The sequence below is a fragment of the Nesterenkonia aethiopica genome (genome assembly GCF_039534665.1).
Taxonomy (GTDB): domain Bacteria; phylum Actinomycetota; class Actinomycetes; order Actinomycetales; family Micrococcaceae; genus Nesterenkonia; species Nesterenkonia aethiopica.
Window position 1 is genome coordinate 13,423 of record NZ_BAAAVT010000012.1, and the last position, 21,071, is coordinate 34,493.

Genomic DNA, 21,071 nt, shown 5'->3' on the forward strand with positions numbered 1-21,071 from the left:
AGAAGGAGCCGGAGACATGAACGACACCCTCGCCTCGCTCCGTCGAGACGACCCAGACATCGCTGCGGCGATCGACGCGGAGCGGCAGCGGCAGTCCGACACGCTGGAGATGATCGCGTCGGAGAACTTCACCTCACCAGCGGTCATGGAGGCTCAGGGCTCGGTCCTGACCAACAAGTACGCCGAGGGATACCCGGGAGCCCGCTACTACGGCGGCTGTGAGCACGTGGACGTGGTCGAGCAGATCGCTCTGGACCGCGTGCGGCAGCTCTTCGGCGCCGAGGCGGCGAACGTGCAGCCGCACTCGGGAGCCCAAGCCAATGCCGCGGTGTTGGCCGCCCTGCTGCAGCCCGGAGACACGATCCTCGGCCTCGACCTGGCTCATGGTGGTCACCTCACCCATGGCATGCGGCTCAACTTCTCCGGTCGTCTCTATGACGCTGTGGCGTATCAGGTCAGCGAGACCGACCACCTCATCGACATGGAGGAGGTCGCTCGGCTGGCCCGCGAGCACCGGCCGAAGCTCATCATCGCCGGCTGGTCCGCCTACCCTCGACAGCTGGACTTCGAGGCGTTCCGTCGCATCGCCGACGAGGTGGAGGCCTACCTGATGGTGGACATGGCCCACTTCGCGGGCCTTGTGGCCGCAGGGCTCCACCCCAACCCCGTGCCGTACGCAGATGTGGTGACCACCACGACCCACAAGACCCTGGGTGGACCGCGTGGTGGAGTGATCCTCTCCCGGGCGGAGCTGGCCAAGAAGATCAACTCTTCAGTGTTCCCCGGTCAGCAGGGCGGTCCTCTGGAGCACGTCATCGCCGCCAAAGCCGTGGCGTTCAAGGCCGCCGCCGGGGAGGCGTTCCAGGACCGCCAGCGGCGCACCGTGGAAGGTGCCCAGATCCTCGCGGACCGCTTTCTGCAGCCGGACGTGGCGGCCTCAGGCATCACACTCGTCAGCGGAGGCACCGACGTGCATCTGGTGCTGGTGGACCTGCGCCACTCGCAGCTGGACGGCCGGCAGGCGGAGGACCGGCTGCACGAGATCGGCATCACGGTCAATCGGAACGCCGTGCCCTTCGATCCGCGCCCGCCGATGGTGTCCTCCGGGCTGCGCATCGGTACCCCCGCACTGGCGACCCGCGGCTTCGGTGCCGAGGAGTTCCGCGAGGTGGCAGACATCATCGCCTATGCGCTGGCGCCGACCCTCACCGCAGGGGATCGCGTCGAGCTCAGTGCGAGAGTGGCCGCCCTGACGGCCCGGTTCCCGCTCTACCCCCACCTCGAGACCACGATGCAGGAGGTCGTCTGATGGCTGAGATGCTGCCGGAGCACCCGGATTTCCTCTGGAGCAACCCGGAGCCGAAGCGGTCCTATGACGTGGTGATCGTCGGTGGAGGGGGCCATGGGCTGGCCACCGCGTACTATCTGGCGGCTCACCACGGGATCACCAATGTCGCGGTGGTGGAGCGAGGGTGGCTGGCCGGTGGGAACATGGCCCGCAATACGGCGATCATCCGCTCGAACTACCTCTGGGATGAGAGCGCAGCGATCTATGAGCAGTCCCTGAAGCTCTGGGAGCAGCTGCCAGATGAGCTGGACTATGACTTCCTCTTCTCCCAGCGCGGAGTGCTGAATCTGGCGCACACCCTGGAGGACGTCCGGGAGTCGGTGCGGCGCGTGGAGGCCAATAAGCTCAACGGGGTCGACGCCGAGTGGCTGAGCCCGCAGGAGGTCAAAGAGGTCTGCCCGATCCTCAACATCGGTGACGACATCCGATACCCGGTGATGGGGGCGACCTTCCAGCCGCGGGCAGGGATCGCCAAGCATGACCATGTGGCCTGGGCCTTGGCGCGGCGCGCTTCCGAGCTCGGAGTGGATCTGATCCAGAACTGCGAGGTCACCGGGTTCCTCTTCGAGGGGGACCGGGTCACCGGGGTGGAGACCAGTAGAGGCCGGATCCACGCGGGGAAGGTCGCCCTCGCAGCGGCCGGGCATTCTTCGGTGGTCGCCGGGCTGGCCGGCCTGGAGCTGCCGATCCAGTCCCATCCGCTGCAGGCGCTGGTCTCGGAGCTGTTCGAGCCGGTGCACCCCACGGTGGTGATGTCGAACCATGTCCACGTCTACGTCTCTCAGGCGCACAAGGGCGAGCTGGTCATGGGGGCTGGGATCGACCAGTACGTGGGCTACGGGCAGCGCGGGGCGTTCCACGTCATCGAGGAGCAGATGGCTGCCGCAGTGGAGCTGTTCCCGATCTTCGCTCGGGCGCACGTGCTGCGCACCTGGGGCGGGATCGTGGACACCACGTTGGACGCCTCGCCGATCATCTCCAAGACGCCGGTCGACCAGCTCTACGTGAACTGCGGCTGGGGGACCGGCGGCTTCAAGGGGACCCCGGCGTCCGGGTACACCTTCGCCCACACGATCGCCCACGACGAACCCCATCCGCTCAACGCGCCGTTCGCCCTGGACCGGTTCGAGACCGGGCACCTCATCGACGAACACGGTGCCGCCGCCGTCGCCCACTGACCCCCACGTCTTCCCCGAAGAGGTCCTGACATGATGCTCATCCCTTGTCCGCACTGCGGACCCCGCAATGAGAACGAGTTCACCTATGGGGGCCAGGCGGAGGTCTCCTACCCGGAGGACCCGCACGCCCTCGACGACGCCGCATGGGCGCGTTTCCTGTTCTACCGGGACAACACCAAGGGACGATTCGCCGAACGGTGGGTCCACGCCCTGGGGTGCCGGAAATGGTTCGACGCCGTGCGGGACACCGTCACCTATGAGTTCCACGAGACCCGTCCCGTCGGGCGGATGACCGACCTTCCCCAGGGTCCGCAGGAAGGAGCCCACCCATGACCGTGACCTCGCGCCGCCTGCCTGCTGCGGCGGCACCCCATGCCCGTGTGGAGACCACCCGGCCCCGCCGCTTCACCCTCGACGGTGAGACGATCAGCGGGGTGCAGGGTGACATCGTGGCCAGCGCGATGCTCGCCTCCGGGAGGCTGCGGGTGGGTGACTCCATCTACTTGGGTCGCCCCCGGGGCATCTTCGCGGCCGGCGTGGAGGAGCCCAATGCGTTGATCTCCGTGCGCGGCGACCAGCCGGGGGCCGTGACCGAATCGATGCTCTCCGCGCCTGCGGTGGAGCTCACCGAGGGCATGGACGTCCGATTGCTGTCCGGGCTGGGGACTCTGGACCCTGCCGCTGACGAGGCCTACTACGACCACAAGCACGTCCACACCGACGTGCTGGTGGTCGGTGCCGGGGCCGCCGGTCTGGCCGCCGCACGTGAGGCCGCCCGCTCGGGTGCGCGGGTGATGCTGGTGGACGAGCAGGCCGAGGCCGGCGGCGAGCTGTTGGACCGCCGCAGCGCGCGCATCGACGGACAGCCCGCGCGGGCCTGGATCAGCGGTGTGGTCGGAGAACTGGCGGACAGCCCGGAGACCGTGCACCTGCAGCGCACCACGGCCATCGGCAGCTATGACGCGAACTACCTGGTCGCCGTAGAACGCCGGCGCGCCCATCTCTCGGGAGCCGGGGCCGATGGGGTGTCGCGCGAGCGGGTATGGCACATCCGGGCCTCTCAGGTCGTGCTGGCGACCGGCGCCCATGAGAGGCATCTGGTCTTCGCGGACAACGACCGCCCCGGCATCATGCTGGCGGGCGCGGTACGCAGCTACCTCAACCGCTACGGCGTGTTGGCCGGCGAGCGGACCGTCATCGCCACCACCGGCGACTGGGTCTATGACCTGGTGGAGGACCTTCAGCAGGCTGGAGGCGAGGTCGCCGCGGTGGTCGATTCCCGGCCGGAGCTCTCGGACCGTGCCCGCCGCGCCCAGGCCGCAGGCGTGCCCGTGCACGCCGGTTCCGTGGTGGCGGCCACCGACGCCGACGATCAGGGAGACCTGGCCGCTGTGCGCATCAGTGGACTGGCCGAGGACGGCACGCTCACCGGTGCGGTCACGGTGGTCGAGACCGATGTGCTCGCCCTCTCCGGAGGGTTCACCCCGACGATCCACCTGCACACCCAGCGGCAGGGAAGGATCCGCTGGGAAGACTCCCTGGCGGCCTTCGTGCCGGAGAGGCCGGTGGCCGGCCAGCGGACCGCAGGCATGATCAACGGTCGTCTCGACCTTGCTGGGGCGCTGCAGGAAGGTGCCGACGCTGGGGCCGCGGCAGCCGGTGACACAGGCTTCGCCCGCACCCCGCAGGTTCCTCAGGCGGATCCGGAGGCTCTGGCACCCGCCCGTCCGGTATGGCTCGTGCCGGCGCCGGGCCATGATGATCTCGCCGACGCCGAGGCGTACCGGAACCATTTCGTGGACTTTCAGCGGGATCAGACGGTGGCCGATGTGATGCGCGCCGCTGGGGCCGGGATGCGCTCGGTGGAGCACGTCAAGCGGTACACCTCGATCTCCACCGCCCATGACCAGGGCAAGACGAGCAGTGCGGCGCTGATCGGCGCGTTGGCGGTGCTGCTGGGCAAGGAGAACCCGCAGGGAATCGGGATCACTGCCTTCCGGCCCCCGTACACACCGGTGTCCTTCGCCGCACTGGCCGGACGGCGTCGTGGAGATCTCTTCGACCCGGCCCGGATCACGCCGATGCATTCCTGGCACGTGGCCCACGGGGCTGTCTTCGAGGATGTCGGCCAGTGGAAGCGCCCCTGGTACTTCCCCCAGGAGGGTGAGTCGATGGATGAGGCGGTGCTTCGTGAGTGCGCCGCGGTGCGGGAGTCCGTGGGGTTCATGGACGCCACCACCCTGGGCAAGATCGAGATCCGCGGGGCCGACTCCGGAGAGTTCCTCAACCGCATCTACACGAACGCGTTCAAGAAGCTCGCTCCCGGCAAGGCCCGCTACGGGGTGATGTGTGGCGCTGACGGGATGATCTTCGACGACGGTGTGACCCTGCGTCTGGACGAGGACCGGTATCTGATGACCACCACGACCGGTGGGGCGGCCGGTGTCCTGGATTGGCTGGAGGAGTGGCTGCAGACCGAGTGGACGGACCTGGACGTCACGTGCACCTCGGTCACGGAGCAGTACGCCACCGTGGCTGTGGCCGGGCCGAGGTCCCGCGACGTCATCGCTGAGCTGGCCCCCGACCTGGACGTCTCTGCGGAGGCCTTCGAGTTCATGGCCTTCCGGGAGACGACTCTGGCCTCCGGCATCCCCGCCAGGGTCTGCCGGATCTCCTTCTCCGGGGAGCTGGCCTTCGAGGTCAATGTGGCCTCCTGGTACGGGTCACAGGTCTGGGAGGACATCGCCGCGGCGGGGGCTCCCTACGGCATCACCCCCTATGGCACCGAGACCATGCACGTGCTGCGCGCCGAGAAGGGGTACATCATCGTCGGACAGGACACCGACGGCACCGTCACGCCCCAGGACGCCGGCATGGAGTGGGTCGTCTCGACCCGCAAGGACTTCATCGGCAAGCGTTCCTACGCGCGTCCGGACAACCAGCGCGAAGACCGCAAGCAGCTGGTCTCCGTGCTGCCGGCGGACCCGGAGCACCGACTCCTCGAAGGGGCGCAGCTGATCGCCGCCGACACCGACGTCGCCCAGATTCCGGTGCCCATGGAGGGTTGGGTGACCTCGTCGTACCGGTCGGCCGCCCTGGGCCGGACCTTCGGGTTGGCGCTGATCTCCCGGGGCCGAGAGCGCATCGGTGAGACGCTGCGCACCCCGGTGGACGGCCGACTCGTCGACGTCCTCATCCAACCCACCGTCCTCTACGACCCGGAAGGGAGTCGCCGCGATGGCTGAGATCCACACGTCAGGACCCGCCGCGCTCAGACGGTCTCCACTGGCGCATCTGCACCAGACCCTCGCCGCAGGCTCCGCCGCGGCCCCGGAGCGCTTCAGCGTCCGGGAGATCGCATTCACCACACAGATCGGAGTCCGGGCGGCTCCGGGAGGTGCGGCGCACCAGGCGATCTCCGAGGCCCTGGACGCCGGGCTTCCCTCCGGCGTCGGCGAAGTGTGCGGAGACCCCGCCACGACGGCGGCCCTGTGGCTGGCGCCCGACGAGTTCCTCGTCGTCGCCGAGACCGATCGTCACGACCTGCTGGTCGCGCTGACCGACGCGTTGGGGGAGCACCCCGGCCAGGTGGTGGACCTCTCCGCCAACCGGACGATTCTGGAGATCTCCGGGGATCGTGCCCGCGACGTGCTGGAGAAGGGCGTGCCGGTGGACCTGCACCCTCGGGGGCTGCCGCCCGGCTCCGCGGTGGTGACCACGCTGAGCCTGGTGCCGGTGCTGCTGTGGCGCACTGGAACCGGCTCTGGAACCGGCACCGGGAACGGGCATGACGAGGGCCCCGACTCGGATACGTTCCGCGTGATGCCGCGGATCTCCTTCGCCGACCATGTGGCCCGCTGGCTGCTCGACGCCTCACGTGAGCACCGGCCGGCCTCGACCCCGACCGACCAGCCTGAGGAGGCCACATGCCCAGCGACCGTGGGATGATCCTGACCCTGGACTGCCCTTCCACCTTGGGGATCGTCCATGCCGTGAGCGAGGTGCTTCTGGCCCACGGGTGCAACATCATGGAGCTGGCCCAGTTCAATGACCCGCGGGCGGGACGCTTCTTCCTGCGGGCACGGGCCGAGAGTGGGGACCCAGACGACGCTGCCGCCGCCCTGGCCGCTGTGGAGGCGGACCTGGCCCCGGTGGCGGAGCGCTTCGGCATGAACTGGTCGCTGCGGGCCGCTGATGCCAAGCCCCGTGTGCTGGTGATGGTCTCGAAGTTCGAACACTGCCTCAACGACCTGCTCTTCCGCACCCGGAAGGGTGATCTGCCCATCGAGATCGTCGCGGTGGTGTCCAACCATCCGGATCATCAGCGGCTGGTCGAATGGCATGATGTGCCGTTCGTCCATATCCCGGTGACCCCGGAGACGAAGCCGCAGGCCGAGCAGCAGCTGCTGGACCTGGTGGATCGCCTGGAGATCGATCTGGTGGTGCTGGCCCGGTACATGCAGATCCTCAGCGACTCCTTGGCCACTCGCATGGAGGGACGGGTGATCAACATCCACCATTCGTTCCTGCCCAGCTTCAAGGGCGCCAAGCCCTACCACCAGGCCTTCGAGCGCGGTGTGAAGACCGTCGGCGCCACGGCGCACTACGTGAACAGGGAGCTCGATGAGGGTCCCATCATCGCCCAGCAGGTGTTGGATGTGGACCACACCCACGGACCTGAGGACCTGGTGGCCGCCGGACGGGACACCGAATGCAAGGCGCTCTCCGATGCGGTGCGCTGGCACGCCGAAGGCCGGGTCATCCTCCACGGCGGCAAGACCGTCGTGCTCCGCTGAGCTGCGGATCAGCCGCAGAGCATCCGCGCCGGTGAGGGCGGGCCCCTGAACCGCTCAGGTTCAGGGGCCCGTCCTGTCTGAACAGGGCCGCGTGGCCCCCGCGGACGCGGCTGGAGCGGTCACTCGAGCATGGCGTTGACCCGCTCGTTGAGGTCGGCCAGCGTCTCGGCGTCCCGACCACCGATGTAGATCTCGTCCATGGCCGGTGTCATCAGCGCATCGATCGAGCCGAACTGGTCGGTGACCGGGTAGAACATGGTGTGCCCGGCCTCCACCAGGTCCGTGAAGGGGGCGACGTCGATGCCGCGCTCACCGAAGGCCTCGATGGCACGCTCGGTGGACTCGGGTCGAGCCGGGAGTACGACGGCGGCGTCGCCGACGATGTTCTGACAGGTCTCCGAGCCCAGGAAGGCCACGAACCGCGCCGCCTCCTCCGGGTGATCCGTGTCGGCGCTGATGGAGTCGGCCAGTCCGTTGTACATCGACACCGGGTGACCCGCGGGCCCCGCCGGGAGCCGAGCGATGCCGACGTCGACGCCGTCGAGCCGGGTGTAGGAGTTCAGCATCCAGGAACCGTCGGTGGACATGGCGGCCTGTTCGGAGCCGAGCTGCTGCTGGGCGTTGGCATCGCCGCCCACCTCCTCGTAGGAGGCCAGGTACCCCTTGTCCACGAAGCCGAACAGCCACTCCAGAGAGTCATGGAGTCGAGGATCGTCGAAGTTGTACTCCTGGCCCCACACATCGGCGTCGGTGAAGCGCCATCCGGTGGACCCCGCAGTCCAGGACCACATGGTCTGCCCGGAGGTGCCGCCGGAGCCCTGCGAGGCCAGCCCGTAGACGGCGACGTCGTCCGGGTCGAAGTCCTCCTCGTCTCCGCGGTTGCCGTCGGAGTCGACGGTGAGGCGGGCGACGATCTCTTCGAAGGAGCCGCCGTCATCGGGGTTCCAGTCCAGGTCCTCGAGGTCGGCGGGCGTGAGCCCGGCGTCGGCGAGCATCTGCTCGTTGTAGAAGATCGCCACCGTGTCGAAGTCCTTCGGCATGCCGTACCAGCCGCCGTCCTCGCCGACCCAGAGGTCCGCCAGACCGTCGTGGAACTCCTCGGCGTCCACCGCCGCGGTGGCCTCCAGCGCGTCGAGGTCCAGCAGCAGCTCCCGCTGCACGTACTCCGGGTACCGGGAGAGATGATCGGTGAACACGTCCGGGGCGGTGCCGGCGACGAAGCCGGCGGTGAGCTTCATCCAGTAGTCGTCGAAGCCGTACTGGCTGATCCTCACCTCGATGTCCGGGTTCTCCTCCTCGAAGGCGTCGACGCAGTGCTGATACGGCAGCAGCTGGTTCGCGTCCCAGAGCCAGTAGTCCAGGGCGACGGTGTCCTCACCCAGGGCGATCCCGCATCCGGTGGCGGAGGTCGCCGCCAATGCGGCCAGCCCCAGTCCGACGCCGCGGCGTGCGGCACGTGACGAATGTGCGCGTCTCATCTGTGGTCTCCTCATTTGATCCCGCTGAAGCCGATGGAGCTGACGATCCGTCGGGCGAAAAGCATGAACAGCAGCAGCATGGGCAGAGCGGCGACCAGCGTCGCGGCCATCAGTCCGGCCCAGTCCGGCCCGGTCTGCGGGCTCTGCTCCGTGAAGTTGCCCAGTGCGACGGTGAGCACGCGGGAGGCGTCCGTGTAGGAGACCATCAGCGGCCACAGGTAGTCGTTCCAGGCGGTGATGTAGGTCAGGATCGACACGGTCGCGATGGGCCCCGCCGTCATCGGGATGATCAGGGTGAAGAACACCCGGACCCTCCCGGCGCCGTCGATCAGCGCCGCCTCCTCCACCTCGGTGGGGACGTTCATGAAGAACTGTCGGAGGAAGAAGATCGCGAACGGCGTCATGAACATGCTCGGGAGCATGATGCCCAGGAGGGTGTCGATCAGCCCCAGCTCGCGGACCAGGAGGAAGTTCGGCAGCAGGGTGAAGATGACCGGAACCATCAGGGAGAGGAGGAACAGCCCGAAGACGACGTCCCGGCCCTTCCACTGCAGCCGGGAGAACGCGTAGGCGGCCATGGCGGAGAAGAAGACCTGGCCCACGGTGATCCCGGTGGCGACCAGGACGGTATTGACCAGGTAGCGCCAGAAGTCGATCGAGGCGCCGGAGCCGCCTTCCGCGATGGCCTGCTCGGTCTCCTGGAGTCCGAATACCCGCTGGAAGCCTCCCAGGTTGGCGTCGGCCGGCATCAGGGAGACGGCTTCGGCATAGAGCGCGGAGTTGCTGGACAGTGCGGTGCGCAGCATCCAGAAGAAGGGGAACAGCGTGATGATCAGCAGGATGATCATCACCGTCCAAGCCAGGACGCGTCCTGGAGAGAGCCGGCGTCGGGATGTGCCTGACGGCGGCCGTGCGGCGGGGCGCGCCTCCTCGGCGCCGCGGGCGGTGGCGGTGGCTGCGGTGCTCATGATCGTCCCCTTCCTCAGTTCAGGTCCGTCTGGCCGGCCCGGGTCACCCGGTACTGCAGCACGGTGACCACCATGAGGATCACCAGCATCGCCACGCTCAGCGCGGCGGCGTACCCGAAGTTGAACTGGCCGAAGGCGTTGTCATAGATGTAGAGCTGCAGCACGCGGGAGGCGTCGACGGGGCCGCCGCCGGTGGTGACCGCCACGGTGTCGAAGACCTGGAACGAGCCGATCACCGAGATGATGAGCACCAGCCCCAGGATGGGCCGCAGAAGCGGCAGGGTGATGGTGAAGAACTGACGGATCTCGGAGGCGCCGTCCACGCGCGCGGCCTCGTAGAGGTTGCCGGGGATGGCCTGCAGACCGGCGAACAGCAGCAGGGCGGTGTATCCCATGTGGCGCCACACGTTGACCAGCGCGATCGTGGGGATCACCCAAGCCTCGGTGGTGAAGAAGCCGACCCGGCCCACGCCCAGCCATTCCAGGAACTGGTTCCCGATGCCGAGTTGGAAGTCCAGGATCCACAGGAACACCAGGGCGGCGACCACGTTGGAGACCAGGAACGGCGTCAGCACCAGCGAGCGCAGCACGATCGAGCGGCTCAGACGCTGCATCAGCACCGCCAGCACCAGGGCGACCACGGTCTGGATCCCAATGTTGATGACCACGTACAGCAGGGTCACCCGCACCGCGTTCCAGAAGGCGGGGTCGGAGATCATCTCTTGGTAGTTGGCCAGTCCGACGAACCGGGCCGGGGTCAGGATGTCCCAGGAGGTGAAGCTCAGCCAGATGCCGCGGACCAGGGGCCAGAAGTAGAAGAGCAGCAGGCCGACCAGGGCGGGCAGGATGAACAGCAGGGCGAGCCGGGTGTCATCCCGGCGGCCGACGGCGGGTTTCGGTCGGAGTCGGTGGGCGCCGGACGACGTCGGGGCCGGGGCAGGGTTCTCGACAGCACTCATCACGGGTCTCCCTCAGGTCTCCGGACGCCGTTCAGCGGCCGGGTCCGTCGCCGAAGTGCGGGATGTCCATCCGGGTGCCGCCGTCGCGGGCGGAGGCGTGGGCCACGATGCCGGGGGCGGTGAACTTCGCCGCCAGCCAGGCGTTGACCGGGGGGAGCTCTCCGGTGACCACGGCGCGGACGAAGTCGTCCGCGAGGAAGTGGTGCGCGCCCTCGTGACCGTTCGGCGCGCCCTCGAAGGTGTGGGGCAGACGCGACCGGTCATGGACGGGCGCGGTGCCGGAGGTGAAGGCCGCACGCAGCGCGGGGTCGACGTCGCTCAGGTCCGTGTCCCCGCTGCTGTCCCGCACCGGCAGGAAGTCTGCGGAGATGTCGCGGGACTCGGTCTTGTCGTTCCACACCGTCTGGTGGGCGAGCTGCTCGAAGCTGGCCTCGGTGCCGAAGAACCGGAAACGGGATTCACGGATGTGGCAGGGGTAGCCGACCCGACGCATCTCATTGGTGCGCAGGCAGCCACCGTCCGAGAGCTCGAAGAGCGCCGTGGCGTTGGAGACGTCGTTGTCGAACATGCTCACCTCGCGGTCGAAGACCCCGTCGTTCCGGCGGTCCTTCACCCCCAGGCAGCTCACGCTGACGGCGTGGGCGGGGAGCGCGCCGAGGACCCCGCCGAGCGCGTGGGTGGGGTAGAGCATGGGCGGGTAGCTCGCGGTGGCCTTCCAGTTCTCGCCGCCGCTGTACTGATAGGCCGCGTAGAAGCCGAGGTCCATGTCGTGGACGTAGTCTCCTTCGGAGTAGAAGACCTGGCCGAGCTCGCCGGAGCGGATCCTCTCCCTCATATACACGGTGGCGGGGTTGTAGTAGCTGGTCTCGCCCATCATGTAGGTGAGTCCGGTGCGCTCCACGGCGGCGATGATCTGTTCGATCTCGGTGAGCTCCACGGCCATGGGGACGGCGGAGTACACGTGCTTGCCGGCCTCCAGCGCGGCCAGGACGAGCGGGCCGTGGGTCCAGCGCTGGGTGAAGATGGCCACGGCGTCGACGTCGGAGGCCAGCATCTCCTCGAAGCTGCCCACCACGGTGGCGCCGTCGTAGTGGGCTGCGAGCTGTTCGGCGCGCTCGGGCTGCAGGTCCGTGACGGCGAGCTGGGAGACGTTCGGGTGGAGGTCCCAGAGGGTGGCGAAGCTCTTGGAGAACTGGCCGGCGCCGACGATGCCGATGCTCAGGCTCCCGGCCTCGGGGGCGAGGGGAGAGGTGGGCTCAAGGGGCAGCTGGTTCATCAGGGGGTCCTTCCGTCGCGACGAGGTGGGTGGGCATTTGTCAGGATGTCTGAGAGATCGAACATGACTCAACAATTGCGCTCAACTATCAACGAAAAGGAACGGTGTGTCAAGGCTCACCTATCGCCTGATCTGGTAAAACGATTGAATCCATTGATGTCATCATGAACAGGCCGCAGTTCCGTAGATGCCCGCGGTGACCAGAGAGCGGACGAGTGGGGTGGAATGCCTCAGGGGCGGCCGATCACTAGGATCGCCGCCCCTGAGGGGGATGTATCAGTGTTGAGTTGTGTGGGATCGACGATGTGAGGATGTCGCGGTGCCGGTGACTGCTTCAGCGCGCGGCCAGCTCGGCGACCTCCTCCGCGTCGAGTCCTCCGTGAAAGACCTTCAGCTCGTCGATCGCACCGTCGAACGGCGTGTCCCACCAGTTCACGCCGAGGGCGAAGACACCGTCAGAGGTGGTGAACACCTCGGGGAAGCCGTCACCCGAGTGCACGAGGTCGCCGTCGAGGTAGACCTGTGCCTCGCCCTCGGACACCGAGACAGCGATGTGGGTCCACTCGTGCACAGGCAGCTGGGTGCCTGTATCACCGAGGTAAGGGGCCTGGGAGCCCGACCATAGCGCAGTGTTCGATCCGGCGTCCGGACCGGCGTCGGGGACCAGGCTGACCCAGGCGGTGTCCGAGCGGGCGCCGAAGAAGGTCGTCGTGTAGGTGCTCACCGAGTCAGGGTGCACCCAGAAGCTGACCGCGTAGTCCGTGTCAGCGATCAGCCCGTCCGGCAGGCGGACCCCGGAGGTGCCGTCCAAGGCGAGCGCCTCTCCCGCGACGCCGTCGGTGAACTCGGCCGAACCGTCCTCGTGGAGGTCGTCGATCCGCTCGCCGGTGAGCACGCCGTCGGCCAGGCTCGCAGAGGCGCTGGCGGGGCTGAGGTCGCCGTCGAAGGCGTAGTGAGCTACGAGCCCCGGTTCGGGACGGGCCGGCACCATGATCTCGAAGCTCGCCGACTCCTGCCGTTCGCCGAGGCTGACCTCGGCGGTCACGGTGACGTGTGCGTCCTCCTCTCCTGGGCCGGGGCGGGTGACCTGCCCGTCGGCGCCGATGACCGCCTCGTCGCTGCTGGACCAGGAGATCGTCGTCCCGCGGGTGCCGTGCTCCGGGAGATCCAGGTCCGACAGCGCCTCGTCGACGCCGTGCAGCGGCAGATCCGCGACGACGGCGGCCAGGGCGTCGTCGTCGCTCATCGGCTGCAGCTGGCTGCCCCACAGGGAGACGCCTTCCGAGGAGACGACGCTGAAGGTCAGCGCCCAGTCCTCGGCCGGGGCGTCCCATTGGTGGCTGAAGACGCCGGTGAAGATCTGGCCGTCGACGGTCAGTTCGGCGCCATGCTGTCCGGTCAGCTTCCAGCGGCCCGAGATCTCTCCGGAGATCCGGCCGTCCTGTTCCAGGGTGATGTCCACTGCCTCGGTGATCTCGTCGCTGATCGCTCGGCCGTGGTCGATGAGTCGGTAATCGCCGACTACGTCGGGTCGGTGCACCTTCTGCGCCTCAGCCCCGGCGTAGCGATGGGGTGCCACCACGGGCCACCCGTCGGCAGTGAGGTGCATCTCATGGGCGCGCACCTGGTGACGCTCGCCCTGGCCCGGGAATCGGGAATGGAAGATCAAGTGCATCCGCCCGGTCTCCGGATCCAGATGGTGCGTGGTGTGGCCGGGGGAGACGTAGCCGACCCCGTCACCCTCGCCGGGGTCTCCCAGCTCCCGCTGGAAGAGGAAGTTGCCCATCAGTTTGGTGCCGTAGGGCTCGATGCTCTCGTCGTCGAAGATCGGCAGGTCAGGGTCGGCGGACACCTCCCGCATATCGTGGCCCGCGGCGTCGTAGAACGGGCCGGCGGGGCTCTCGGCGCGTGCCACCCGCACGTTGTATCCGCCGAAGGAGTCGAGGCCGCCGAAGGTGGTGAACAGGTAGTAGTGGCCCGAGTCCGGGTCGTACATCATGTCGGGAGCCTCAATGCGGCTGTGATGGCCGCCCATCAGGTGCGTGCCGTACCCCTGATCCGGCTCCGGCAGGCCGGTGCTCTCGTCGAGCTCCAGGACGAAGATGCCGCCGGAATAGGAGCCGTAGACCATCCAGAGCTCGCCGTCCTCGTCGTAGAAGACGGCAGGATCCACCACGTTCGGGTGGACGGTCGCGTCGTACGGGGTGCCGTCTTCGCTGGGCCCCTCGTCCTCGCGGTGCCCGGAGCGCAGGATGATGCCCTGATCCACATAGGGGCCCTCCACCTGCTCGGCGATCGCCACCCCCATAGCGGATCGTGGCGAATCTCCTCGGCACGCGTTGTAGTACATCGCGAACCGCCCGTCCGGCAGCTCGATCACATCCGGAGCCCAGAGCGTGTCCGTCTCGGCCCAGGCGAGGGCGTCAGCGAGCTCCTCGGTCACATCGTCGAACAGCGGGTTCTCGGGGGTGACGTGGTTCGCCTGCTGCTCCCAGTCGACGAAGTCGGTGGTGCTGGCCGCGGCCAAGTGTGAGCCGAACACCCAGTGCTCGCCGCCCGTCGTGACCAGCGCGGGATCATGCACCTCCACCTCGGTGAACGTCGGCGGTTCGGGCAGGTCTGGTCCCGGCGGGCCCGGCGGAGCGTGGGGTGCGGAGGACGCGGTGGGCGTCAGAGTCAGGGTCAGGGCCGCGGCGAGCATGGTCGCCGCGGTGGCCCGGGGGATGCTCCGGATGGTCACGGGGTTCTCCTCAGGGGTCGAGCGGTTGGGCAGGGTGCGACGACGGCGCAGCCGGTGACGCCGCCATCGCGTCGAGGCCGCATCGCCGAGGCGGTGATGCAACGTTGTAATGGGATCGAGGTTACAACGTTGGACATCTGTGTCAAGGGTGAGGGGTGCACCCGCCGTCCGCTCCGGAGCCCGGGCGGGAGCGAGTTGCACCCCTCGCGTGTGAACCCTGCGGTGATGCCGACCGAGGGAGGGAGTCAGCGGGCGGCGAGCACCTCAGATTCGAGTCGGGCATAGCTGGCCTCCATGCCGTCCACCATGCCGGTGCCCAGCACCGTGTCCCGCAGCTCCCGGTCCGGATAGGTGATGACCAGGCTCAGCAGTGTGCCGCCGTCGACCGGGGTCAGGGTGAGCTCGTTGGTCGTGCCGGGGCCGTCCATGCCGATCATCTGCTCGGAGGTCACCTCCCGATGGGGAGGCTGGGCCTCCAGCAGCTCCCCGGTGAAGCCGAAGCGCTGCTGACCGTCCTCCGACTCCCATTCGTAGCGATAGGTGTCTCCGGGCTCCTCGGCGACCTCGCAGACCGGCATGGTCCACCCGTCGGGGCCCAGCAGCCAGCGCTGCAGCAGGTCCGGGCGACGGTGAGCCTCGGAGACGTCCTCCAGGGACCCGGAGACCACCCGGCTGACGCGCACCTGGGTGTCGTTGAGCAGCTGGGAGCGGGCGGGCCGAGATGGCGTGCGGTCGCCCGCATCGTCGAGGACCTCCTCGATCTGGCTCATCGCGGAGACGGTGCCTTCCTCCATGCCCATCCTCAGCAGCTCGTCCAGATCCTCGGCGGAGGTGAACACCGCACGGACGACCAGGCGGGATCCGTGGGCCGTCTCCTCGAAGGTGAATCTCATGCGGGTGGTGGGCATGTCCTGGGCCGGCTGGCCGTCAGGGCCGGCGAATCCGTCCAGGACTTCGAAGGCGTGCGGGGGCTCTACGTCGAGGAACTCCCACCATCCGCCGGCGCTCTCGCCGTCGGGACCGGTCATCACGTAGTGGGAGCGCCCGCCGGGGAACATGTCATGGCGGGTGAAGGTGGCGGGCCATTCGCGCGGCCCCCAGAACCGCTCGAGCTGCCGGGGGTCTGCGTAGGCATCCCAGAGGCGGCGGACCGGCACGGGGAAATCGGCGGTGATGGTCATCGTCAGGGCGTCGAGGTCCTTCTCGACTGCGGTGATGGGCATGGTGCTGCCTTTCAGGCGGGCTCAGTCGTCGGCGAGCAGCTGGTCGAGCCGGTCGATCCGGTCTCGCCAGAGCTGTTCGTACTGCCGCAGCAGGGACTGGGCGTGGCGGATGGTGTCGGGGCGGGCGCGGACCCGGCGCTCCCGGCCGTGGGCGGTCTTGTCCACGAGACCGGCAGAGACCAGGGTGCTGACGTGCTTCTGGACGGCGGCGAAGGACATGTCATAGGTCTCCGCCAGCGATGAGATGGATTCCTCCTCGATGAGTGTGCGGCGGATGATGTCGCGCCGCGTGGCATCCGCCAGGGCGCGGAAGATCCGATCGACGACCTCCGACGAGGGTGGTTCGGCGTCGAGGGCGACCGTGTCGTGAAATACAACCATCAGGTTGCACGTTAGGCGGTAGGGGTGGGTCCGTCAAGAGGTGTTCGCCTCGGGATCCGATGAGAAGGGGGATGAGAGGGAGTGGCCGTCCGGCGCTCGCTTTCTGGCTCGGCCGCCGTCGCCGTAGACTGTCGGGGTGACTCCCGAAGAACTCTCCGCAGCAGTGACCCGTGTGCTCTCCGAGGCCGTCGAGGCCGGCGAGCTGGCCATCGAGATCCCTGAGACGATCATCATCGAGCGACCCAAGAACAGGGAGCACGGCGACTGGGCCTCCACGGTGGCGCTGCAGCTGGCCAAGAAGGCCGGCATGGCGCCGAGGCAGCTCGCCGAGCTTCTCGCCGCCCGCCTGAGGGAGGCCGACGGCGTGGCGGCGGTGGACATCGCCGGTCCCGGGTTCATCAACATCACCCTCGACGCCGCCGCGGCCGGAGAGCTGGCCCGCACCATCGTGGAGACCGGAGACGGTTTCGGCCACAACGAGGCGCTGGCCGGGCACGTGATCAACATGGAGTTCGTCTCCGCCAACCCCACGGGCCCGCTGCACCTCGGCCACACCCGGTGGGCCGCCCTGGGCGATGCCCTGGCCCGCCTGCTGCGGGCTTCCGGCGCCGACGTCACCAGCGAGTACTACATCAACGACGCCGGCAATCAGATGAACGTCTTCGCCTCCTCCGTCCTCGCCCGAGTCCACGGCGAGGACGTGCCCGAGGGCGGCTATCCCGGGGAGTACACCCGGGAGCTCGCCGAGGAGGCGCTGGCCGCGCGCGCCGACCTCCGCGACCTGCCGCGGGAGGATGCGCTGCCCGTCGTCCGGGAGCTCGCCTATCAGGCGCAGCTCGGGCAGATCAAGGACACGCTCGCCGAGTTCGGCGTGCATTTCGACGTCTACTACTCCGAGCAGTCGCTGCACGACGAGGGTCGGATCGCGGCCGCGGTGGACACCCTCAGGGCCCAGGGGCACATCGAGGACCGTGACGGCGCGGTCTGGCTGCGCACCACCGACTTCGGGGACGACAAGGACCGGGTCCTCTTCAAGGCCGACGGCGAGCCCACCTACTTCGCCGCCGACGCGGCCTACTACCTCTCCAAGCGGGAGCGCGGCTTCGAGGAGAAGATCTACCTCCTCGGCGCAGACCACCACGGGTATGTGGCCCGGCTGAAGGCCATCGCCGCCTGTGCGGGAGACGACCCCGAGCGCAACATCGAGATCCTGATCGGTCAGCTGATGAGCGTCAAGGGCGCGAAGCTGTCCAAGCGCGCGGGCAACATCATCGAGCTCGCCGACCTCATCTCCTGGCTCGGCGCTGACGCCCTGCGCTATACGCTGGCCCGGTACCCGGCCGACTCGCCGATCGACATCGACCCGGAGCTGCTGCGCTCGAAGTCCAATGACAATCCCGTCTTCTACGTCCAGTACGCGCACGCCAGGGCGTGTGCGGCGGCCCGCAACGCGGTCGAGGCCGGAGTGGGACGCGACGGCTTCGACGCCTCCCTGCTGACCCATGCCACCGAGGAGGAGCTGCTCGCGCACTTGGGCCGGTTCCCCTCCGTGGTGGCTCGGGCCGCCGAGATGCGGGAGCCGCACCGTGTGGCCCGCCATCTGGAGACGGTGGCCGCGGCGTACCACTCCTGGTACGCGACATGCCGCATGGTGCCCCGCGCTGGCGAGGAGATCACAGACACCAACCGCACGAGGCTGTGGCTCAACGACGCCACCGTGCAGGTGCTGCGCAACGGGCTCGCCCTACTCGGGGTCTCCGCGCCGGAGAGGATGTGAGACCCATGACCGAGACAGTCGCCGGGCCCCACCCGCTGGCCCCGGAGTGGCTCCGGCCGCTCACCGACAGCGCTGCGCTGGAGGACAAGCTGTTCCCGGCTGACGCTCATCGGGACGACCAGGGGCGTCTCGTCCTCGGTGGAGTCGACGTCGAGACGCTGGCGGCACAGCACGGGACGCCGCTGTATGTGATCAGCGAAGACGATTTCCGGAGCCGCGCCCGGGCCTTCGTCGAGGCATTCTCCGAGGCGTTCGCCCCGGAGACCGACGTGGACGTGTTCTATGCGGGCAAGGCCTTTCTGAGCACGCACGCGGCACGCTGGGCTGCCGAGGAGGGCCTGTGCGTGGACACCGCCTCCGGTGGTGAGCTCGCCGTCGCGCTGGCCGCCGAGGTCGAGCCCGCCCGCATCGGCCTGCACGGCAACAACAAGTCCGATGCCGAGATCGTCCGCGCACTGAAGGCCGGCATCGGCCGGATCATCGCTGATTCGCTCGACGAACTGGCGAGGATCGATCAGCTGGCGAGGTCCGCCGGCGTCACCGCCCCGGTGATGCTGCGGCTCACCCCCGGGGTGCACGCCTCGACCCATGAGTACATCGCCACCGCGCATGAGGACCAGAAGTTCGGACTCTCGCTGACCCCGTCCTCCGACGCCGACACCGACCAGGAGAACCCCTACGCCGGCTCGCCGGCCTGGTCCGCAGTCGAGCACGCCCTGGCGGCCGAGCACATCGAGCTGCGCGGACTGCACTGCCACATCGGCTCGCAGATCTTCGAGCCGGAGGGCTTCGAGGTGGCAGCCGCCAAGCTCATCGGCCTGCTCGGTCGGGTGCGGGCCCGGCACGGGGTCGAGCTGCCGGAGCTCGATCTCGGCGGAGGCCATGGCATCGCCTACACCGAGGCCGACTCCCCGCGGCACCCCCGGCAGATCGCCCAGGCCCTGGCCGGTGCGGTACGCACCGCCTGCGACGCCGAGGGGATCGAGGTGCCACGGATCTCCATCGAGCCGGGCCGGGCGATCGTCGGTCCTGCCGGGGTGACCCTGTACCGGGTGGGCGTGCAGAAGGACGTCCAAGTGGACGGGCCTTCCGGCGAGACGCTGTCCCGTCGGTATGTGGCCGTGGACGGCGGGATGAGCGACAACGCCCGTGGGGTGCTCTACGACGCCGACTATTCCGCCGTGCTGGCGGGTCGGAAGGTGACCGGGAACCATGTGCTGTCTCGCATAGTGGGCAAACACTGCGAATCCGGAGACATCGTCGTGCGGGACGTATACTTGCCGACGACGACGGCGCGGGACGACCTCCTCGCGGTCCCCGCGACCGGTGCCTACTGTCATTCGCTCTCGAGCAACTACAACCTCCTGGCCCGTCCCGCTGTGGTCGCGGTGAAGGACGGGGCCTCCCGGGTGCTCATCCGCCGCGAGACCGAGGAGCAGATGCTCCGCCGCGACACCGGCTTCGCCGCGCAGGACTGAGTCCGATCGGCCCAGCAGGCAGGTCGACTCGGCGCTCGAGGCGACGGCAGCCCCAGACGACCTGACCACGACCGCACACAGAACGGGGTGACCATGGCCAGCGCTGCAGAACCGCTGACGATCGGCCTGCTCGGAGCAGGGAACGTCGGTGCCCAGGTGGCACGGACTCTGGTGGAGGAGCGAGAGCTCATCAGCGCTCGCGTGGGAACCCCGGTCCGGCTGATCGGGGTCGCCGTGCGCGACGTCGAGGCGCCCCGTGACTGGCGGATCCCCGGGGAGCTGCTCACCACCGACGCTGAGTCGCTGGTGGACCAGGCTGACCTGGTCATCGAACTGCTGGGCGGGCTGGAACCGGCCGGCAGCCTGATCGAGCGGGCGCTGCGCCGCGGAGCCGCCGTCGTCACGGGGAACAAGGCCCTGCTGGCCACCCGCGGCGGGGAGCTCTCCGCTGTGGCGGCCGAGACCGGCGCTCCGCTGCACTTCGAAGCCTCGGTGGGCGGGGCCATCCCGATCCTGCGTCCCATCCAGGAGTCCCTCTCGGGCGACCGCATCACCAAGGTGATGGGCATCGTCAACGGGACCACCAACTACATCCTGGACCAGATGGACACCACCGGTGCGGCGTTCGACGATGCGCTCACCGAGGCTCAGCGACTGGGCTACGCCGAAGCCGATCCGACCGCTGACGTCGAAGGCCATGACGCCGCCGCCAAGGCCGCGATCCTGGGCACGCTGGCCTTCCATGCCCCGTTCACCATCGATGACGTCCACTGTGAGGGCATCACGGCCGTCTCTGCGGCGGACATCGAGGCCGCCGCCGCCTCCGGCTACGTCATCAAGCTGCTCGCGATCGCCGAGATCTTCGACGGGGAGGGCGCCGTGCTGCGGGTCCACCCGACTCTGCTGCCACGCACCCATCCGCTGGCCAGTGTGCGGGGGGCGTTCAACGCGGTCTTCGTCGTGGCCGAGAACGCCGGGGAGCTCATGTTCTACGGCCAGGGCGCCGGCGGTGTGCCCACCTCGTCTGCTGTGCTCGGGGACCTCGTCTCCGCCGCGCGGCTTCTGCGTCACGGCACCACGGCCCTGGAGCCCTCCGAGCCGACCGAGACCGTGCCGGCGCTGCCCATCGAGAAGGCCCGGACCCAGTACTACATCGACATGGAGGTGGCAGACGAGGAGGGCGTGATCGCGGAGATCGCGCGGGTCTTCGCCGACCACCACGTCTCCATCGAGGCCATGCGCCAGCCGGGCATCGTCTCCGTCGACGGGGAGGTCGACACCGAGCAGGACAACGGCGCTGTGCTGCAGGTGGTCACGCACCCCGCCCAGGAGAAGTCCCTGGCTCAGACCGTGGCCACGCTGAAGGCCCTCGACGTCGTGCGTGCCGTCACCTCGGTGCTGCGCGTCGAGATCGAGCAGTAGCACCTGGGCCGCCCCACCGCGGGCCGCCTGCCCACCCGATAGAACCG

At 68.6% G+C, this 21,071-nt stretch carries 16 protein-coding genes; 9 read left to right on the forward strand and 7 right to left on the reverse strand.

Translation table 11 applies throughout. The features are described from left to right. The first annotated feature begins 16 nt into the window (after positions 1-16). The 6 genes from glyA to purU are packed head-to-tail and all read left to right on the forward strand — an operon-like array spanning position 17 to position 7,322. Positions 17-1,309, forward strand: a complete 1,293-nt coding sequence (glyA, locus tag ABD658_RS10015; RefSeq protein WP_344681893.1) for a serine hydroxymethyltransferase — start codon at positions 17-19, stop codon at positions 1,307-1,309. Further along, the gene (locus ABD658_RS10020; protein ID WP_311024874.1) at positions 1,309-2,526 is read left to right on the forward strand and encodes a sarcosine oxidase subunit beta family protein; all 1,218 of its coding nucleotides are present in this window, start codon (positions 1,309-1,311) and stop codon (positions 2,524-2,526) included. Before glyA ends, ABD658_RS10020 begins: the two co-directional genes overlap by 1 nt. A 30-nt stretch (positions 2,527-2,556) precedes the next feature. Continuing rightward, a complete protein-coding gene (locus ABD658_RS10025; RefSeq protein ID WP_070162146.1) occupies positions 2,557-2,859 on the forward strand; it encodes a sarcosine oxidase subunit delta in 303 nt (100 codons plus the stop codon). Next, the gene (locus ABD658_RS10030) at positions 2,856-5,771 is read left to right on the forward strand and encodes a sarcosine oxidase subunit alpha family protein (protein ID WP_344681890.1); all 2,916 of its coding nucleotides are present in this window, start codon (positions 2,856-2,858) and stop codon (positions 5,769-5,771) included. Before ABD658_RS10025 ends, ABD658_RS10030 begins: the two co-directional genes overlap by 4 nt. Further along, on the forward strand, positions 5,764-6,474 hold the full coding sequence (locus ABD658_RS10035; RefSeq protein ID WP_344681888.1) for a sarcosine oxidase subunit gamma: 711 nt from the start codon (positions 5,764-5,766) through the stop codon (positions 6,472-6,474). Before ABD658_RS10030 ends, ABD658_RS10035 begins: the two co-directional genes overlap by 8 nt. Continuing rightward, positions 6,453-7,322 (forward strand): formyltetrahydrofolate deformylase, encoded by an 870-nt coding sequence (gene purU, locus ABD658_RS10040; protein ID WP_344681886.1) that lies wholly within the window; start codon positions 6,453-6,455, stop codon positions 7,320-7,322. The genes ABD658_RS10035 and purU overlap by 22 nt, the downstream gene beginning before the upstream one ends. 119 nt (positions 7,323-7,441) lie before the next feature. Here the strand turns inward: purU and ABD658_RS10045 are convergent, their stop codons facing one another. The 7 genes from ABD658_RS10045 to ABD658_RS10075 form a co-directional block, all read right to left on the reverse strand. Further along, on the reverse strand, positions 7,442-8,800 hold the full coding sequence (locus tag ABD658_RS10045; RefSeq protein WP_311024871.1) for an ABC transporter substrate-binding protein: 1,359 nt from the start codon (positions 8,798-8,800) through the stop codon (positions 7,442-7,444). Between the two features lie 11 nt (positions 8,801-8,811). Beyond that, the gene (locus ABD658_RS10050) at positions 8,812-9,768 is read right to left on the reverse strand and encodes a carbohydrate ABC transporter permease (RefSeq protein WP_344681883.1); all 957 of its coding nucleotides are present in this window, start codon (positions 9,766-9,768) and stop codon (positions 8,812-8,814) included. A gap of 14 nt (positions 9,769-9,782) precedes the next feature. After that, on the reverse strand, positions 9,783-10,727 hold the full coding sequence (locus ABD658_RS10055; protein ID WP_344681880.1) for a carbohydrate ABC transporter permease: 945 nt from the start codon (positions 10,725-10,727) through the stop codon (positions 9,783-9,785). 31 nt (positions 10,728-10,758) lie between these two features. After that, entirely contained in the window at positions 10,759-12,003 is a 1,245-nt protein-coding gene (locus tag ABD658_RS10060; RefSeq protein ID WP_344681878.1) for a Gfo/Idh/MocA family protein, read from the reverse strand. 334 nt (positions 12,004-12,337) lie between these two features. After that, positions 12,338-14,743 carry a LamG-like jellyroll fold domain-containing protein gene (locus ABD658_RS10065; protein ID WP_344681876.1) on the reverse strand — a complete coding sequence of 802 codons (2,406 nt, stop codon included), beginning with the start codon at positions 14,741-14,743 and terminating at the stop codon, positions 12,338-12,340. A 245-nt stretch (positions 14,744-14,988) separates the two neighbouring features. Further along, entirely contained in the window at positions 14,989-15,966 is a 978-nt protein-coding gene (locus ABD658_RS10070; RefSeq protein ID WP_344681874.1) for an SRPBCC family protein, read from the reverse strand. Positions 15,967-15,987: 21 nt separating this feature from the next. Continuing rightward, a complete protein-coding gene (locus ABD658_RS10075; protein ID WP_070162130.1) occupies positions 15,988-16,347 on the reverse strand; it encodes an ArsR/SmtB family transcription factor in 360 nt (119 codons plus the stop codon). Positions 16,348-16,483: 136 nt separating this feature from the next. Here ABD658_RS10075 and argS point away from each other — a divergent pair, with 136 nt between their 5' ends. From argS to ABD658_RS10090, 3 genes are all read left to right on the forward strand, one after another. Next, on the forward strand, positions 16,484-18,124 hold the full coding sequence (gene argS, locus ABD658_RS10080; RefSeq protein WP_344681872.1) for an arginine--tRNA ligase: 1,641 nt from the start codon (positions 16,484-16,486) through the stop codon (positions 18,122-18,124). A gap of 5 nt (positions 18,125-18,129) precedes the next feature. Next, positions 18,130-19,602, forward strand: coding sequence for a diaminopimelate decarboxylase (gene lysA / locus ABD658_RS10085; protein ID WP_344681870.1), 1,473 nt, complete (start codon positions 18,130-18,132; stop codon positions 19,600-19,602). 93 nt (positions 19,603-19,695) lie between these two features. Continuing rightward, the gene (locus ABD658_RS10090; RefSeq protein WP_344681868.1) at positions 19,696-21,024 is read left to right on the forward strand and encodes a homoserine dehydrogenase; all 1,329 of its coding nucleotides are present in this window, start codon (positions 19,696-19,698) and stop codon (positions 21,022-21,024) included. Positions 21,025-21,071 lie beyond the last annotated feature (47 nt).